The organism is Streptomyces hygroscopicus subsp. hygroscopicus (assembly GCF_001553455.1).
In the GTDB taxonomy this organism is placed as follows: domain Bacteria; phylum Actinomycetota; class Actinomycetes; order Streptomycetales; family Streptomycetaceae; genus Streptomyces; species Streptomyces hygroscopicus.
On record NZ_BBOX01000241.1, the window covers coordinates 1 to 17,758 of the forward strand.

The following is a 17,758-nucleotide window of genomic DNA, read 5'->3' on the forward strand; positions in this document are numbered from 1 at the left end:
GGGGTCCGCCACTACCGGCGGGCATGAGTCCGCTCCGGCCGCCGCTCCGCCGCGCCCGCACCGGTGGCGGCCACCCGCCGTACGGAACCGGTCCCCTCCCATGGCCGCCTTACGGCGCGCGGGGCGGGGACGGGAGGGAAGGGCTGCCCGGACCGGCCGAGACGCCTGACCTCGGCCCCGGCGTCTCATGCGCTTCGGCCCGCCCGGAGCACCCGACCGTAAGGTAGGCCCGTGAACGCCGCCGCCGTCATACGTGACGCCACCCACGCCGACCTGGGCGCCATAGCCGCGATCTTCGGTCACTACGTCACCCAAACCGTCGCGACCTTCGAGGAGATCCCGCCCACCGCCGACGACTGGGAGCACCGGCTGGTGGAGCTGACCGGCCGGGGGCTGCCGTTCCTGGTCGCCGAGGTCCCCGGGGACGACGGCCTTACGGTCGCCGGATACGCCTACGCCGGACCCTGGCGCCCCAAGCCCGCGTACCGCCACACCGTCGAGGACAGCATCTACCTCGCCTCCGGACGCACCGGCGCCGGGCTCGGAGCCGCGCTGCTCGGCACCCTGCTCACCCGCTGCGCCACGGCGGGCGTACGGCAGGTGGTCGCCGTCATCGCCGACACCGGCAGCGACGCCTCGGTCGCCCTGCACCGGCGCTTCGGCTTCACCCCGGCGGGCCGACTGGCCGGGGTCGGGCACAAGCACGGACGCTGGATCGACACCCACCTCATGCAGCGCGATCTGACGACCGGACCGGCGGCCCACGGCGAGCGGTGACGCGGGACGGGCAACGGCGACGGGGGACGGCGACGGGGCGCCGCGTCGCGGCCGGGGCCCCAAGGCGACGGGGCCGGGAACCGCGAACCGATCCGGGAACCGCAACGGGAACCGCAACCGGGGCCGGGCACCGCAACGGCGACACGCGCACCGCGACGGGGCCGGAAAACAGCGGACCCCGGCCGCCGGTCACCCCGCGCCGGGCGGGGACCGGCGGCCCGGGTCGTGGCCGCCGCGGGCGGAAGGCGTCAGTCCGCGGCGCCCGCGACCGACGTGCGGCCGGCCGCGTCCTGCCCCGGCGCCGACAGCGCGGCACCGGCCGAACCCGGCCCGTCGTCATCCGAGTTGAGCGAGGCCAGGATGGCGTCGCGCTCCGGGGTGTCCTCCGGCTTGAGGTAGCCGATCATGATGAAGAGCACGAGCGAGACGGCGAGCGGTACCGAGATCTGGTACTCGAGGTTGACGCCCCCGTCCACCGCGTCGTTGATCGGGTAGTTGACCAGGTAGAAGGCGATCAGCCCCATGGCCCAGCTGACCAGCGCCGCCGTCGGACCGGACCTGCGGAAGGCGCGCAGCATGCCCAGGATCAGCGGGATCGCGATCGGCCCCATCAGCCCGGCGACCCACTTGATCACCACGGTGATGATGTCGCCGAAGAAGGGGGAGTTGACCTGGGTGGCGATGGCCATGGACAGGGCCAGGAACAGCAGGGTGGTGTAGCGGGCGGCGAGCAGTCCGGTGCGGGTGGACCATGCCCGGACGGACCTGAAGAGCGCGGGCATGATGTCCCGGGTCACCACGGCCGCGATCGCGTTGGCGTCCGAGGAGCACATCGCCATGGTGTGCGAGAAGAAGCCGACGATGACCAGGCCCAGCAGACCGTGCGGCAGCAGGTGTTGGGCCATGTCGGCGTAGGAGTCGGCGGGCTTGTCCGCCTTGATGATCAGCGGTGCGACCCACATGGGGAAGAACAGCACCAGCGGCCAGACGAACCACAGAACGGCCGAAAGCCGGGCCGAGCGCTTGGCGGAGTGGGCGCTGTCGGTCGCCATGTAGCGCTGCGCCTGGTTCCACATGCCGCCGTTGTACTCGAAGGTCTTGATGAACAGGTAGGCGAGCAGGAAGGTCAGGGTGTACGGGCCGACGGTCGGCTGGTGGTGGCTGCTGGGGAGGTCGTCCCAGACAGTCCAGAAGGTGCTGAAGCCGTCCAGTTCGTGGAGCACGGCGACCAGCATCGCGATGCCCGCCACGAACTGGATGATGAACTGGCCGAGTTCGGTCAGCGCGTCGGCCCACAGACCGCCGACCGTGCAGTAGACGGCGGTGACCGCACCGGTGATGAGGATGCCCTGGTTGAGCGAGACGCCGGTGAAGACGGACAGCAGGGTGGCGATGGCGGCCCATTTGGCGCCCACGTCGACGATCTTCAACAGCACCCCGGACCAGGCCAGCGCCTGCTGGGTGGGGACGTTGTAGCGGCTCTTGAGGTATTCGAGCGGTGAGGCCACCTTGAGCCTGCTGCGCACCCGGTTGAGGCGCGGCGCGAAGAGGTGCGCGCCGATCGCGATGCCGATGGCGATCGGGAAGGACCAGGTGACGTAGGAGGTGATGCCGTATTGGTAGGAGATGGCCGCGTATCCGGTGAACATCACCGCGCTGTACCCGGACATGTGGTGCGAGATCCCGGACAGCCACCACGGCATCTTGCCGCCGGCGGTGAAGAAGTCGCTGACGTTGTCCACACGCTTGTGGGACCAGAGGCCGATGGCGACCATGACGCCGAAGTAGCTGATCAGTACGACCCAGTCGAGACTGTTCATGTCCCCTCCAGGGGTCCGCCATATGAACGGGAGCGCACTTCGCCGGCGACGTGTCCCAGGGGCGGTTCCCCCGAGCGGGAGCGGGGTACTTCCGGGATTGAACCGCTCCCACGAGTGACCGGTCAAGGGTTCCATGGGTCACGAGTGTGAACGGAAGTCAGAAAGAAAAACTTTTTTACTCTTTCTTGGCCTGACGGGCCGTTGTCGCGCACGGGCCCGTGAACCCACGATGAGCGGGCACTTCGTCAGACGCACGCCCACCGATCGATGGGTCGTAACGGGAGCGGGATCCCGAAAGGCCGGACAGGAGTCGCGCTAACGCATCAGTTCACCGGCGTTCACCAGCAGCGACTGCCCGGTGATCGACCGGGCCCGGTCGGAGGCCAGGAACACCGCGGCCTCCGCCACATCCCCGTCCGTCGCCAGGTCGGGCAGCGCCATCCGGTCCGTGAGCCGGCTGAGCACCTCCGCCTCGCTCACGCCCTCGGTCTGCGCGGTGAAGGTCACGTACGCCCGCGCCGGCGGCCCCCACATCCAGCCCGGCTGCACCGTGTTGACCCGTATCCGGTGCGGACCCAGCTCCCGCGCGAGCGCGTACATGGCGGAGGTCAGCGCGCCCTTGGAGGCGGCGTACGCGGTCTGGCGCACCTCGTTGGGGGCGGCGGACGACGACTGGGTGCCGATCATCACGACCGAGCCGCCGTTCCGCTTGAGGGCGGGCAGACAGGCCCGGGTCATCCGGAGCGTCCCGAACAGATTGATGTCCACGACCTGGGCCCAGGACGTGAAGTCCGCGTCCTCCAGCCCCCCGAAGTGGCTGTCCAGCGCGGCCACGTGGACGACGGCGTCGATCCGGCCGAAACGGTCGAGGGCGAGCGCGGCGAGCGCCTCGCACTGCGCCTCGTCCGCGATGTCGGTGGCCCGCCAGGCGGTGACCTCACCGCCTGGATCGGCCTCCTCCGCCACCTTGGGCAGCCGCTCCTCGGTCCGCGCCCCCATCACCACGCGGGCCCCGTCGCGGACGCAAGCGGCCACGACCCGGGCCCCCAGGCCGGGGCCGACCCCGGAGACGACGACGGTCTTCCCGTGCAGCATGGTGGCACCCCTCCCGTTTCTGGCGTCGCGTCAGATTAGGCGGGTCGCCGTCAGAAGACCAGAGCGCGCCCCCTGCCGCGGGGGCCCTACCGCAGGGCTTTGGCCAGTCGGCCCAGCCCCTCGGTGATCTCCTCCGGGGTGTGCGTGACGAAGGACAGCCGCATCGTCGCCGGGTCCGGCCGGTCCGCGAAGAAGGGGGCGCCGGGCACGAAGGCCACGTCGCAGCGCACCGCCGCCCGCAGCCGCTCCGTCGCGTCGTGGCCCTCCGGCAGCGACGCCCACACGAACATGCCGCCCTCCGGCTCGTTCCAGCGCGAACCCTCCGGAAGGGCCTCGGGCAGCCCCGCCAGCAGCGCGTCACGGCGCTCCCGGTAGGCGTGGCGCACCCGGTTCAGATGGGCGTCGAGGTCCGCGTCGGCCAGATAGCGCGCGGCGGCCATCTGGGCCACGGTCGGGCTGTGCAGATCCGCCGCCTGCTTGGCGACCACACAGGCGCGGCGCAGGGCGGACGGGGCGCGCAGCCAGCCCAGCCGCAGCCCCGGCGCCATGATCTTGGAGAAGCTGCTCAGCAGCACCGTACGGTCGGCGGCCCGCGCCCCGGCGGCTATCCAGGGGACCGGCGAGCCCGCGAACCGCAGTTCCCCGTACGGATCGTCCTCGACGATCCACATCCCGTGCCGCTCGGCCACCTCCGCCACCGCCTCCCGCCGCTCGGCGGGGAGGGTGCGGCCGGTGGGGTTCTGGAAGGTGGGGATGGTGTAGAGCAGCTTCGGCCGCTCCCGCGCGACGACCGTCTCGAGCGCCGCCGGGTCGAGCCCCTCGTCGTCGCTGGGCACCGGCACGACCCGGACCCCCGCGAAGGCGAAGCACTGCAACGCGGCCAGATAGGTCGGGTTCTCGACGGCCACCACGTCGCCCGGCTCCAGCAGCGCCGTGGCCAGGAGGCTGAGCCCCTGCTGCGAACCGGTGGTGACGATCAGGTCGTCGGCCCCGGTCGGCAGCCCGCGCCCGGTCAGCCGGGCGGCGGTGGCGGCGCGCAGCGCGGGGTGGCCCTCGGTGGTCGAGTACTGGAGGGCCTCGTGGGGCGACTCGGCCAGCACCCGCTCGAAGGCGGCGGCGATGGCGTCGCTGTCGAAGAGGCTCGCGGCGGGCAGCCCGCCCGCGAAGGAGATGACCTCGGGGCGGGCGGTGAGCGCGAGGATGTCACGTACCGGCGAGCCCTCGATGGAGGTGGCACGGGCGGCAAGGGACGGGACATCGGCGCGCATGGGACTCCTCGGCTCGGCGACTGTGCTCGGCAGCCTACGGCGAATCGTGTGGGGTGCAATCACTTGGTCCACGATGCGGTCCGGGATCCGGCCCGTGCTCCCGTGGCCGTCCGATTCCGCTCACCCGGCGCGCCCGACCCCTCCCCAACTGACGCCACGTCAGCTAAACCTGGGGGACATGACGAGCGACGCGTACGCGGAACTGGCCTCCGTCGGCCCGTACGGGGTGCGCCCGGGGCATGCCCTGATCACGATGGTCGAGCCGCATCCCGGCCATGAGTACGCCTACAACCGCTGGTACGAGGACGACCACTTCATCGCGGGCGCGATGGCCATGCCCTGGATCTACGCGGGCCGCCGCTGGGTGGCCACCCGTGAGCTGCAACTGCTGCGCTATCCGGAGGAGTCGGCGATCGCCCGGCCGGTGACCGCCGGCTGCTACCTCTCGGTCTACTGGCTCACCGAGGGCCGCTACGCGGACCATATGCGGTGGACGGTCGCGATCAACAGACGGCTGGGCCGGGACGGGCGGGTCTACCAGGGCCGTACGCACGTCTTCACGGCCTTCCAGGACCACGAGGCCACCGTCTACCGGGACGGGGCGGCCGGACCGCGCGACCACCACGCGCTGGACCACCCCTACGCCGGACTGGCGCTGGAGGTGATCGAGGCCGGGAGCCCGCGGCGGCGGGCGGAACTCCTCGCCTGGCTCCGAACCAGGCATCTGCCGCGCCGGCTCGCGGGCTCGCCCGCCGCGATGGTCACGGTCTTCCGGCCGACCCCGCTGCCCTCGGACCGGATGTCGTACGTGCGGCAGGTCGAGGGGGTCGACACCCGGCTGACCCTGCTCTGGTTCCTCCAGTCCGATCCCCGGGAATGCTGGGACCGCTGTTTCACCGGTCTCGACGGTGAGGTGGCCGATGCCGGGCTCGGCCGGGTGGCATTCATGGCGCCGTTCATTCCGACGATTCCCGGTACGGACCACTACGTGAATGAACTCCGCTGAAAATCCGCTGAAACTCCGTTGAAGCCTGCCACCGGAAATCCCCGGAAAATGCCGTGAGCCCTCTCGGCGGGGACGGCGGCCGGTCGAGAGGGCTCGGGCACAGACGTGCGGCTCTGCGTCACCGACCGCGCTGCCGCGGCCGGGTGTCACGGCAATCAGTCGAGGTCGAAGGCGCCACGGCTGACGTCGGACACAAAGGCGGACCACGATGCGGGGGCGAAGCTGAGCGTCGGTCCGTGGGGGTCCTTGGAGTCGCGTACGGCGATCTCGCTGATGACCGGGGAGGAGATTTCCACGCAAGCGCCGTTTCCGGCCGAGTACGAGGATTTCACCCACATGCTCGTCTTTCCCTGCTGAATGGACACAATTGCTCCGATGCTTTTTGTTGATGAGAACACCCCCGTTTGGAGGCGCCACCGACGTTACTCGGCAACATCGTCCGGAAAGCGGGCCATTCACTCGACCGGATGGCATATCCCCGTGGCCCCTTCCGCGGCGCTGTGCGGAGGTGTAGCCTCCGCCCTTCGCCCTGTGCACCGGAGCATTCCCGCCCCCGTCAGCCCGCCGCGTCCGCCGCGCCCGCCTCGTGCCGGCGGGCGTGCTCCTGGGCCACCTCGGTGATGAACTGGCGGCTCTGGTCCGCGTTCAGCGCCTGGGCCCGCAGATGCTCGTACATCATGCTGTAGCTCTGCACATCGCTGAGCTTCTCCAGATACAGATCGCTGGTCACGCCCTCGAGATAGACGACGCTGGTATCCGACTCGTCGGAGAACTCCAGGATGGTGAACTGGCCGCTCATTCCCGGATGCGACCCCATGTCGAACGGCAGCGCCTGCACCGTCACATGCGGCTCGTGGCTCATCCGGACCAGATAGTCCAGCTGATCGCTCATGATCTTCGAATTGCCGACCACCCGCCGCATCGCCGCCTCGTCCACGACCGCCCACAGCCGCAGCGGGGACAGCGGATCGGTGATCCGCTCCTGGCGCCTGAGCCGGACCTGGACCCGCTGGGCGATCTGGTCCTGCGGTGCCTCCGGCAGGGCGCCTGTGATCACCGCCTCCGCGTACTCGGGCGTCTGCAAGAGGCCCGGGAGCACCTGGGGTTCATAGACCCGCAGGGACGCCGCGTCCGTCTCGAAGCCGATGTAGACGCTGTACGGCACATCGCCGAACGCGTTCCACCAGCCCTGCTGGCGCGACTCCTTCGCCATTTGCATCAGGGAATCGACCAGCGCCTTGTCCTCCACCTTGTACGTGCGGCACAGGTCGCGCACATCGCGCTGGCTGATGCTGCGGCGCCCGTTCTCCAGTCGGCTGATCTTCGACTGGGAGACCATCAGCTCCTCCGCCACCTCCTCCGCCGTCATGCCCTTCTCCTGGCGGAGCCTGCGCAGTTCCTGGCCCAACCGGCGTCGCCGGACAGTGGGGCCGACGTTCGATGTCACGGGACGTGCACCTCCGGCTTCGTACTGCTGATTCCTGCTGTTCAGCAGCCTGCCACTACCGGACGGGACCGCGCTGGGAAATGGCCGCACAAAGGCGGTGGCACAACGGTGGACGAACGCGCGGCGCGGGGCGGCGGGACGGCCGGTCGTCCAAGAGGCCGTCCCACCACCCCGCGCGCTTCAGCGGCTCCCGAACCGGGTCGATGGGGACTGCGGTGCGGTCGGTGGAGCGTCGGTGGTGCTCGCTGCCCGGAGCCGGACGCCGGGGCCCCGTCCGGACGGTGCCGGGAACGGTGTCCGCCGCCCCGCTGACGGGCTGCTGGTGCGTTCGACGGGCTGGTGGTGCGGTGGTGGTGCGAAGGTGCCCCGAAAGGGCGTCAGCGCGCTCCGACGCGGGCCATGCCCCCGCGGCGGGACGGCTGGGCCGGAACTCCGGCCGCGGGCTCCGCCGCGGCGCGCGTGCCCGCCTGTCGGCCTCCGGCCGGTGCGCGCCGCGGCTGCGCCGCGACACCGTTCTGCACGTCCATCACGGCGTGCGCCACGAGACCGCCCATCGGGTCGTGCCGGATCAGATCCCGGAGCCTGGAGCGCGAGGAGCGCCCCTCGTTCCCGGGATACAGGTGCTTGCCGAGCCCGACCGCGTGGGCCAGGGCGGCGAGCGCGGCGGTCCGCGGGTCCGGCGGTACGCCGGTGCGGATCGCGCTGTCCAGCCGGGCCCTGATCTCCCGGCTGATCGCCGTGTCCGTCGCCTGGTAGCGCGTCGTCGGCAGTACGCCACACATCTGGCCCTCCACGGCATGCACCATGCCGCAGCGCTCCAGGTGCGTGAGGTACGTCTGGCGCAGCCCCAGCCGGGGCCCGCCGATCCAGTGGACCGCGCGCACCGGGCTGCCGCGGCGGCGCAGCAGTTCCAGCGCGGAGTCCAGCGTCGGATCTCCGGTCGGCCGTGGCAGCACCACGGCGATACGATCCCCGTCAGGGGCTATCCGTCCGGCCAGGGCCAGCTCTACTAGCTGTGCCCCGGCGAGACCGAGGTCGAGCGACTGCGGCTGCGCCGTGGTACCCGTGGTCGGGTCCAAAGCGAGCAGCAGAAGCTCCTCCGGAATTGTTCTGCGGCTCCTGCCCATCCATGCCTCCCCGCGTGGATGAATGACAGGGTGACCCCTCTCACATTGGTCTGTCGAGAGTGCCTGGGGGGTTTGGGTGGGAACCGGTAGGTATGTCGTTCCCGTCTAGCAGGTGGGCGGGCACCTGAGGACGCTCTCCGGCTGTGGCGTTGTGCGATCGCGTGCCGGACACACAGGACACTGGTAGAGGTTGGGCTGCGGGACGTGACGCCATGGGGCGTAGGGCGTCCCGTGACACAGATCGAGGAGGCATCGGTGGCGGGCGAGTCCCCCGGCAGGTCGGATCAGCAGCAGTCGTCGGGGGAGACGGCTAGGGGAGAAAGCGATCCGCGGCTCGCGGTCTCGCGCGATGCGGAGGCGGCCAAGGGCTCGACGGCGGTCGCCGTCGTGTCCGATGACCTCCCGTCGGGCTCCGATGAGCCCGAGCCGGCTCCCGGCGGGTTCGAGGCGGAGTCCGGGGCGAGGGCCGAGGCGGAGCCGGAAGCGGAAGCGGCGGCATCGGCGGCCGATCAGGGTGACGCGGATGTTTCGGGTGTTCGCGATGGTGAACGCGGCGAAGATTCCGGGGCGTCGAAGGCGGCGGCCGAGCCGAAGGGCGCGGCCGAGAAGGAGCGCGGCGCATCCGGCGCGTCGGGTGCGTCACCCAAGGGGAAGACGTCCGAGCCCGGCGCGGAGGCGGAAGCGGACGCCGGTGAGGCCGCGGACACCGGTCGGGCGAGGGCTGACGAGCAGAAGGCCGACGCAGCGAAGACTGACGCGGCGAAGGCGGGTGACGACAAGGCCGACGCAGCGAAGGCCGAGGGCGTGTCAGGGGCCGAGGACGGCAAGGACGCCGACCAGCCGTCGGTCGATCAGCGGACGGCCGTCTTCCGTACGGTGAGGCCGGGAGCGTCCGGCGGTGGCGAGCCCGAGCGCACGGCCGAGAAGAAGGACGAGTCCAAGGAGAAGGACGACCGCAAGGACAAGGACGAGCCCAAGAAGGAAAAGGGCGAGCCCAAGAAGGAGGAGGACGGGAAGGGCGAGCCCAAGGGCGCGTCCGGGGAGGCCGACGCGGACGACGACTCCTCCGGCAAACCGGCCGACCGTCCGACGGCCGACTTCGGAGTGCTCCCGGAGAAGTCCGGCAAGGGGGACGAGAAGGCCGTCGACCGGCCGACCACCGCCTTCAAGGCGCTCGGCACCCCGGCCGACACGGCCGACGAGCAGACGTCCGGCGCGAAGGCGTCCGGCACCAAGGCGACCGGCGCGAAGGCGTCCGGCGCGGCGTCCGTCCGGGAGTCGGACAACGAGCGGACCAGCAAGTTCGTACCGCTGCGGTCGCCCGAGGACCCGGCCCCGCCGAGGCCCTCCGCCGCGCCCACCGGGTCCGCCGCGTCGACCGCGTCCACCGGGTCCGCCGTGTCGACCGCGTCCACTGCGTCCACCGAGTCTGCCACGCCGCCGCCCTCCGCCGCCCCGGCGGGGGTTCCCGAGGCCGAGCGGACCAGGCAGCAGCCGCTGCCGCCGCTGACGCCGGACGGCAAGCAGCCCGCACCGCTCGATCTGCTGGCGCAGCTGACCAACACGCCGCCCAAGCCGGAGACGCCGATCCGGACGGTGGTCCGCCGGGTCAAGATCTGGACGCCGCTGGTCGTGCTGCTCGTGATCATCCTGGGCGTCGTCCAGGCGCTGCGGCCGCTGCCGGACCCGGAGCTGAAGCTCACCTCGAACGCCACCTACCGCTTCGGCGGCAGTGCGCTCTCGGTGCCCTGGCCCGACCAGGGGCAGTCCGCCGCCGAGGTGGAGGGCGTGGGCTCGCTGGGCACCTCCGGGAAGCAGAAGCCGGTGCCGATCGCGAGTGTCACCAAGGTCATGACGGCCTATGTGGTGCTCAAGGACCATCCGCTGAAGGCCGGCGCGGAGGGCCCCAAGATCAAGATCGACGCGCAGGCGGCCGCGGAGGCGAAGTCTCGCGACGAGTCCCGGGCGACGGTCAAGGAGGGGCAGACCTTCACCCAGCACCAGCTGCTCCAGCTGCTGCTGATCAACTCCAGCAACAACATCGCCCGGCTGCTCGCCCGCTGGGACGCGGGGTCGCTGGAGGCGTTCATCAAGAAGATGAACGACGCGGCCGAGAGCCTGGGGATGGACCACACCACCTACACCGACCCCAGCGGTCTGAAGGAGTCCACCAAGTCCACCGCGGCCGACCAGCTGAAGCTGGCGAAGGCGGCGATGCAGTCCGAGGCGTTCCGGGCCGTCGTGGCGACGCCCAACACCGATATCCCGGGGCTCGACAAGCGGATCTACAACAACAACAACCTGCTGGTGAAGCCGGGTGTGATCGGCATCAAGACCGGTTCGTCCACCCCGGCCGGCGGTGCGCTGATGTGGGCCGCCGTGCGGACGATCGACGGCAAGAAGCAGCGGATCCTCGGCGTCGTCCTCGAACAGCGGGCGACCACCACGCTCGACGCCAGCCTCCAGCTCGCCCAGACCAACAGCTACAAGATCATCACCGCCCTCCAGGACGCCCTCACCTCGGCCACCGTCATCAAGAAGGGCGACGTCGTCGGCCAGGTCGACGACGGGCTCGGCGGCACCACGCCGGTCGTCGCCACCAAGGATCTGAAGGCGGTCGGCTGGTCCGGGCTGACGGTCGACATCAAGATCGGCGACGGCGGTGAGAAGGTGCCGCACTCCGCCAAGGCGGGCACGGTCGTCGGCGAGGTGACCGTGGGCACGGGCCCCGGACAGCTCAAGGCGCCGGTGGCCCTTCAGGATGATCTGTCCGAGCCGTCGTTCGGCGCGAAACTGACCCGTATCAGCTGACGAAGCGGCCCCGGCGCAAAACGCCGCCGGGGCCTGACACGGCCCGGGGGCGCCCGCGCGTGCTAGCGTCGCGTGCGTCCCCGGCCTGGACCCGCCGCATGCGAACCGGAGCGACCCGGCACAGGGTTGAGGACGATGGGGCAGACCTCGGGGGAAGACGGGGAGAGCCGCAGTGACCACCGTGGATCCGACACGGGCCGATGAAAGCGGGGGCTCGGAGGAGAGCACCACCGCACGAATACGCGTACCCGCACAGCGCTGGCCGGGCTCGGCGGACGCGGAGCGGGAGGGGGACCGGGCCACGTCCGGCGGGCTGTTCCGGCGCGCCTGGCAGGGCCTGCACCACCCCGTTCCCGCCACACTGGCCGCCGCCGCGCTGCTGCATCTGCTGTGGGTGGCGCTGCTCGCGAACAGCGGCGGTGACCTCGCCGCGCAGGACGCCTGGGCGGAGTTCGCCCTCCAGCACCCGGACTCGGCGTACAACCTGGCCTGGTACGGCGGGATGCACCCGGTCTCCTACAGCGTCATCTCGCCCTATCTGATGGCGGTCCTCGGGGTCCGCTCGACGATGGTGATCGCGGGGACGCTGTCCGCCGGGCTGCTCGCGCTGCTGCTGGTGCGCAGCCGTGCCGTGCGGCGCCCGATGTGGCCCGCCCTCTACGGTGCGTTCGCGCTGACCTGCAACGCCATCTCGGGCCGGGTGACCTTCGGGCTCGGCGCGATGTTCGGGCTGGCGGCGGTGGCCGTGATCTTCGCCTGGCCGCGGCGGTGGCGGTCCCGGCACTGGCACCACAAGACCGGGCGGTTCGTGCTGGCCGCCGTGCTGGCGGCGCTGTCGACCATGTCCAGCCCGGTGGCCGGGCTGTTCGTGGGCATCGTGGCCGCCGGTCTGTGGCTGACCAAGCGGCGCCCCGCCGCGTACGCGCTCGGGGTCACGCCCGCGCTGGTGGTCGGCCTGTCGGCGTGGCTGTTCCCGTTCTCGGGTGAGCAGCCGATGTCCCTCGGGTCGGTGATCCTGCCGTTCATCACCGGTGCGGCGGTGCTGCTGTGCGCGCCGCGCGAGTGGTCGACGGTGCGGGTCGGGGCCGGGCTCTACTGCCTCGGGGTGGTGCTCACCTGGGTGATCCCCTCCCAGATCGGCACCAATATCTCCCGTCTCGGCATGATCTTCGGCGGGGTGGTGCTGATCGCCGTGCTGACCGGGGTGCGCAGGCCCGCGCGCTCCGAGCTGCGCTCGACCGCGGGCCGCCGCTGGACCGTCCTGGTGCTGGCGCTGGCGACCGTCACGGTGTGGCAGGGCGTCAAGACCGGCGACGACGTCGTCCACACCACGCCCTCGGCCTCCTGGGCCCGTGAGCTGGCGCCGCTGGTGGACCGGCTCAAGCGGGAGAACGCCGACCGGGGCCGGGTCGAGGTGGTCCCGGTGCGCAGTCACCGCGAGTCCTCCGCGCTGGCCCCGTACGTCAACCTGGCGCGCGGCTGGAACCGCCAGCGCGACCTGGACCGGAACCCGATCTTCTACGGCGAGGACACCCTCACCCCGGCCACCTACCACGAGTGGCTCAAGCGCTGGGCGGTGCACTACGTGGTGCTGCCCAAGGACGACCCGGACACCGCGGCGGAGCGGGAGGCCGAGCTGCTCGGCACCGGGCTGCCGTATCTGCGCCAGGTGTGGGCGGACGCCAACTGGAAGCTGTACGAGGTCAAGGATCCGACGCAGATCGCCGACCCGCCGGCCACCGTGCAGCGCGCGGGCGCCGATCAGCTGGTGCTGAAGGTCCGCTCCAAGGGCCCGGTGCTGATCCGCATCCCGTACTCGCCGTGGCTGGGCCTGGTGGACGCGGACGGGGACAGCGTCCGGGCCCCGAAGCCGGAGGGCGACGACAGTCTCCCGGTCAACCGGGAGGGCTGCCTCACCAAGCAGACCGAGGACGCCGAGGAGGGCCAGCCGAAGGACGAGTGGACGGTGCTGCACGCCCCCCGGCCCGGCATCTACCGGATAACGGGCAAGTACCAGCTGCCGCGCGGCACGCCCTGCCCGGACGAGATGGCGCCCTGAGCCCGGTCAGCCGCAGACCGTCGACAGCCAGGGCTGGTCGGGGTCGCCGCGCAGGCGCCGGCGGACCTTCTCCAGGCTGCGCAGCAGCCCGTCCGGCCGCTCGGTGGTGTCGCTGAGGTAGGTCAGCGCGGCTCGCTGGAAGGCGAGCCGCATCCGCGTGGGCATGGCGTCGGAGGCGTCCAGGCACAGGGACGCCGAGTCCCGGAGGGCCGTCGCGATCCTCCGGTCCACGGCGTCGTCGCCCTGGGCGTCCAGCGGCACGTCGCGGTTGGCGAAGAACGGGTGGGCGCTGCGGCCGGCGGTCTTCCTCCCCCAGGCCCGCTGGGCGTCGGCCGAGGCCAGGTAGCGCATCAGTTCCCGCGCCCGCGGGGTGTCCCGGAACACGGCGGCGAAGTCCCCCGACACCTCCCGGGCGGTGGACCGCCGGTCCGCCCGGGGAAGCAGCCCGGCGGAGAAGACGAAGTCCGCGTCGGCGGGCCGGGGGTAGCCGCCGCGGATGAACGACCCCTGGTGCTCCAGCGCACACGGTGGGTCCGGAGCGAACAGCCCGGCGCCCGCCGTGCGGAAGTCGGTGGTCAGCGCGGCCCGCGCGGTGTCCTTCCCGAAGAGCGACCCCCAGCTCCGCCACGCCCGCTCGACCCGGGGGTCGGTCCACGGCAGTCCGCCGGTCGCCCACTCCTGGTAGACGGACCGGCCCTGCTGCTGGAGCAGCAGATCCTCGATCCAGTCGGTGCCCGGCCAGCCGGAGGTCGCGTCGCCGCCCATGCCGACGCACCACCGGCGCCCGTCGGCGGCGAGGGCGGGCAGGGTGCTCGCGGGGCGGTGGCGGTCGAACCACACGATGCTCTTCAGATCGGCCTTCACCGCGATGCCGTAGACCGGCCCGCCGGCCCGCAGCCGGGGTGTCCACAGCCCGCCGTAGGCCGTGCCGCGCCCGGCGGGGACCACCCCGTCCAGCTCGGCCAGCAGCCCCTGGCGCGCGTAGGCCGCCAGCTCGCCCGAGCTGGGCAGTACGGCGATGTCGGGCGGGGTGCCGGAGTCCACCTCCGAGGACAGCACCTCGCGCAGCGCGGTGGTGCCCTGGTAGTCGACGTGGATGCCGTGGTCGCGGGTGAAGGCGTCCAGCAGCTCGCGGAACGCGCGGCCCTCGGCGCCGGTCCAGGTGGCCAGCACGGTGACGCCGCCGCGCGACTGCCGTACGCCCGTGTCGCCCGCGGTGAGCGCGCACAGCACCACCAGCCACAGCCCGAGGACGGCGGCGGTCGCCTGCCGGGAGCGGGTCGCGGCGCTCATCGGGGCTGGAACCTGTACTCGTCGATACGCGGCTGGAGACCGGCCACGATCAGCGCCGCGAGCGCGGTGCCGCCCACGGGTATCCAGCCGACCGCGCCGGCCCGCCAGTGCGTGTCCCGCATGGTGTCCGCCACCTCCTTCGCCGTTCCGCCGCTGTCGGAGCCGATGTCGTCCGCGCTCAGGGTGGTCCGCGCCGACTCCAGCCGGTCCTGGGTCTGGTACGTGAAGACGGCCAGCGGCACCACGGCGACCAGCAGCGCGGTCGCCGTCGCCAGCCAGGGGTTGACCAGGCGGCGGAAGTGGTGCCGCAGGAAGTACTGGGTGTGGCCGAGCAGCCCCGCCAGGGTGAGGAACAGCACCGGCACCAGCAGCCAGGCACATGACAACAGCCAGCCGAAGGAGGTCTGCTCCTCAAGGACGTGCAGCTGCCTGGCCTGCACCGCCCGCAGCCGCCCCAGGATGTCGCCGTCGCTCCGCTCCAGCATGGTGCGGGCGTAGGAGAGGTAGGCGGCCCGCAGATTCGCGTTGTCCCGGTTCACATATGCCTGCTCGATGATGTCGCTGTAGGAGGAGACCAGGCCCGCGACGGTGAGCAGCGACCGGCGGGCCGGCTCGCCCCCGGTGGTGCTCTTCACCGCCTGGGCGAGGCTCTGGCCGGCTGTGGACAGCCTCGTGCGGTAGTTCTCGCCGAGCCCCTCCACATCGGTGGTGGAGCCGTTGAGGCTGCCCTCGGCCTCGCGGTAGGAGCCCCGCAGGGCCTCCGTGGCGGCGGCGACCTGGAGTATCGCCGGAGTGGACCGGTCGGTCACCGCCGCGGAGTTGCGGCTGACGCCGTAGTAGGCGGCCAGCAGCGTGCTCACCGCCAGCGCCGTGACCACGAGCAGGGCGGCCAGCCGGCGCACCAGGAAGGCACGGGTGCCGCTCATCCGGCACCGCCCGGCTCGGCGCGCAGCGGAGCGTCGCACTGCTGGCAGAACCCGGCGGTGGCCGGCGACCGGCGCCCACAGGCCGCGCAGATGACATCAGCGGCGGGCGGCGCGGCGGGCTCCGGGTGCTCCGGGCCCGCGAAGCGGACGCTCTCCTCCGACACGATGATCGCCGAGTTGAGGTCGAGCGGCCGGATGGGCTCGCGGATCCGCACCTCGCCGGTGGCGGCGTCGGCGATGTGGACCAGTCCGCTCAGCCGGGCCAGCATCTTCTCGCTGCCCAGCTGATGGGCGAGCTGGACGGCCCGCCCCCACAGGCGGCGGGCCCCGTCCCGGTCGCCCGCCTCGTACGCGTCACAGCCCGCCGTGATGGTATGGCCCAGCTCGGAGTCGGCGTCGTAATGGGCCAGCCGGGGGTCGATCCGGGACGACAGCACCACATCGTCCGTCCACTGGACCAGCACCGACTCCGGCTCGGGCGGCCGCAGCGCGGTGTCGCCCTCCACCGTCAGGTCCACGGCGGCCAGCTCGACGTCCTCGCCCGTCGGATCACCCCGCGGATCGGCCACCACACACACCTGGTACTCGCGGATCTCGTCCCCCCACGCCTTGCCGCTCCACTCCCAGGTGCGCTCATCGGGACGGACGCCCTCGTCGGTCAGGTCCACCCGGGTGGGGTGCACCTGCTTGACGAAGCCGACCCGGCCGCCCGCCCGGGCACGGATCCGGATCCGCACCCCGGCCAGCGCCTTGGCCATCGAGGTGGAGACCATCTCCTCGAACTCGGCGGCCAGCGCGGAGTCCTCCAGGACCGCGTCGGCCCTGCCGTGCAGCCGGCGCACGATCTCCTTCAGCTCGGTGGCGTCCCAGCCGTCGCCGATACCGCGTGCGTCACAGGTGAAGTGCGGCGCGCAGGCGTCCAGCACCCGGTCCAGATAGCCGGGCGGGTCGTGTTCGTTACGGCCGTCGGTGAGCAGCAGGGTGTGCCGGATCGCGGCGGGCTGCCGGACGTGGAGCCGGCGGGCGAGATCCAGCCAGGAGCCGATCGCGGTGCCGCCGATCGCGGGCAGCCGGGCCGCGACCCGGGCGGCGGCGGCCTTGGTGTCGGGCCCCGCGACCGCCATGCCGCCGGTGAACGGATAGACGACCTGGGCCTGTTCGGTGCCCTCGACGATGGCGAAGCGGGTGCCGTCGCGGAGCACACCGACGGCCGTGGCGGTGGCCCGCCGCGCCGCCGCGATCTTCGTCGGCGGCCAGCTCATCGACATCGAGCAGTCGATGACGATGACCTCCGACGCGGCGGTACGGGCCGCCGCCGGGCCCAGCCCCCGGGCCCGCACACTGACGATGGCGTGCATCTCGGTGCGGCCCGCGGAGGCCGGCAGGTACTTGTTCTGGTGCACCCGCAGGGTGAGGGCCGGGGGCTCGTCCGCGCCCCGCGGTCCGTCGTGCCTTCTGTGGTCCTCGCTCATCTGATCCCCCTGTCAGACGCGGGTCATCGGCCTGATGGCTGTCAGACGCGGGTCATCGGCCTGATGGCGTTCGCGCGGTCGACCAGCGCCCCGAGCGCCTCGGGGCTGTCCGCCTGCCGGGCCAGCCGCCGCAGGGTCCGCTCCAGCTCCGCGCGCAGCGCGACCAGTTCCTTTCTGGCGGCTCGGCTCGCCTCCGGGGCGCTCCAGCCTCCGCCGGCCACCGCTGGGAGGCGGCCCCTGGCGACGGCCGACCGCGCCCGGGCCCTCTCCCGCGCGGCGGCGCCGCGCCCCTTCCGCTCTGACGCCGGACGACCCCAGCGCCGCGGGCGCCGGGGCGCCCCTTGTCGTCCAGGGGGCTGCCGGGCTTGCCCAGCGGGCTCACCAGGGGGCTGCCGGGCTTGCCCAGCGGGCTCAGCCACCGGCCCGGCCGCCCCGGGCCGCCGCTCCGCCCAGTCCAGCGTCACCTCCAGCGTCTCCGCGAGCAGCCGGTCGCGGGCCGGGCCGGACTCCCGGCCCTCGTCCAGGTACAGCCGCGGCAGCCGGGCCCGCACCTCGGCCAGGTCCTCGGCCGTCGGCAGGGCGTCGGGGTGCCCCAGCCGGCCCGACAGCACCCGCACGATGGCGATCCGCGCCGCGTCGTAGTGGCGGGAGACCTTC

The 17,758-nt window shown here is 72.2% G+C and carries 13 protein-coding genes and 1 pseudogene; 4 read left to right on the forward strand and 10 right to left on the reverse strand.

The features are described from left to right. Nucleotides 1-231 precede the first annotated feature (231 nt). Complete coding sequence (locus AXW62_RS23735; protein WP_174556421.1) at nucleotides 232-777, forward strand: GNAT family N-acetyltransferase; 546 nt, start codon at nucleotides 232-234, stop codon at nucleotides 775-777. Between the two features lie 248 nt (nucleotides 778-1,025). Here the strand turns inward: AXW62_RS23735 and AXW62_RS23740 are convergent, their stop codons facing one another. From AXW62_RS23740 to AXW62_RS23750, 3 genes are all read right to left on the reverse strand, one after another. Next, nucleotides 1,026-2,597, reverse strand: a complete 1,572-nt coding sequence (locus tag AXW62_RS23740; RefSeq protein ID WP_060946288.1) for a sodium:solute symporter family protein — start codon at nucleotides 2,595-2,597, stop codon at nucleotides 1,026-1,028. Between the two features lie 315 nt (nucleotides 2,598-2,912). Beyond that, complete coding sequence (locus AXW62_RS23745; RefSeq protein ID WP_060946289.1) at nucleotides 2,913-3,692, reverse strand: SDR family oxidoreductase; 780 nt, start codon at nucleotides 3,690-3,692, stop codon at nucleotides 2,913-2,915. Nucleotides 3,693-3,778: 86 nt separating this feature from the next. After that, on the reverse strand, nucleotides 3,779-4,960 hold the full coding sequence (locus AXW62_RS23750) for an aminotransferase-like domain-containing protein (protein ID WP_060946290.1): 1,182 nt from the start codon (nucleotides 4,958-4,960) through the stop codon (nucleotides 3,779-3,781). 178 nt (nucleotides 4,961-5,138) lie between these two features. Here AXW62_RS23750 and AXW62_RS23755 point away from each other — a divergent pair, with 178 nt between their 5' ends. Beyond that, a complete protein-coding gene (locus tag AXW62_RS23755; protein WP_107406341.1) occupies nucleotides 5,139-5,966 on the forward strand; it encodes a hypothetical protein in 828 nt (275 codons plus the stop codon). A 155-nt stretch (nucleotides 5,967-6,121) separates the two neighbouring features. On the opposite strand, the gene AXW62_RS23760 is transcribed toward AXW62_RS23755, so the two are convergent. From AXW62_RS23760 to AXW62_RS23770, 3 genes are all read right to left on the reverse strand, one after another. Next, nucleotides 6,122-6,331 (reverse strand): DUF397 domain-containing protein, encoded by a 210-nt coding sequence (locus AXW62_RS23760; protein ID WP_060946291.1) that lies wholly within the window; start codon nucleotides 6,329-6,331, stop codon nucleotides 6,122-6,124. A 191-nt stretch (nucleotides 6,332-6,522) separates the two neighbouring features. Next, complete coding sequence (locus tag AXW62_RS23765) at nucleotides 6,523-7,413, reverse strand: helix-turn-helix domain-containing protein (protein WP_060946292.1); 891 nt, start codon at nucleotides 7,411-7,413, stop codon at nucleotides 6,523-6,525. 377 nt (nucleotides 7,414-7,790) lie between these two features. Further along, nucleotides 7,791-8,540, reverse strand: coding sequence for a GOLPH3/VPS74 family protein (locus AXW62_RS23770; RefSeq protein WP_030835323.1), 750 nt, complete (start codon nucleotides 8,538-8,540; stop codon nucleotides 7,791-7,793). A 231-nt stretch (nucleotides 8,541-8,771) separates the two neighbouring features. Between AXW62_RS23770 and AXW62_RS23775 the strand changes: the two genes are divergently transcribed. Next, a complete protein-coding gene (locus AXW62_RS23775) occupies nucleotides 8,772-11,351 on the forward strand; it encodes a D-alanyl-D-alanine carboxypeptidase family protein (RefSeq protein WP_252368700.1) in 2,580 nt (859 codons plus the stop codon). Nucleotides 11,352-11,523: 172 nt separating this feature from the next. Beyond that, complete coding sequence (locus AXW62_RS23780) at nucleotides 11,524-13,410, forward strand: DUF8823 domain-containing protein (protein ID WP_060946294.1); 1,887 nt, start codon at nucleotides 11,524-11,526, stop codon at nucleotides 13,408-13,410. A 6-nt stretch (nucleotides 13,411-13,416) separates the two neighbouring features. Here the strand turns inward: AXW62_RS23780 and AXW62_RS23785 are convergent, their stop codons facing one another. From AXW62_RS23785 to AXW62_RS23800, 4 genes and pseudogenes are all read right to left on the reverse strand, one after another. Further along, complete coding sequence (locus AXW62_RS23785) at nucleotides 13,417-14,703, reverse strand: ABC transporter substrate-binding protein (protein ID WP_060946295.1); 1,287 nt, start codon at nucleotides 14,701-14,703, stop codon at nucleotides 13,417-13,419. Continuing rightward, a complete protein-coding gene (locus AXW62_RS23790) occupies nucleotides 14,700-15,629 on the reverse strand; it encodes a GlnX family signal transduction membrane protein (RefSeq protein WP_060946296.1) in 930 nt (309 codons plus the stop codon). The genes AXW62_RS23785 and AXW62_RS23790 overlap by 4 nt, the downstream gene beginning before the upstream one ends. Further along, nucleotides 15,626-17,101 (reverse strand): vWA domain-containing protein, encoded by a 1,476-nt coding sequence (locus AXW62_RS23795; RefSeq protein WP_060946297.1) that lies wholly within the window; start codon nucleotides 17,099-17,101, stop codon nucleotides 15,626-15,628. The genes AXW62_RS23790 and AXW62_RS23795 overlap by 4 nt, the downstream gene beginning before the upstream one ends. A gap of 41 nt (nucleotides 17,102-17,142) precedes the next feature. After that, nucleotides 17,143-17,758, reverse strand: a pseudogene (locus AXW62_RS23800) (tetratricopeptide repeat protein); the annotation flags it as partial.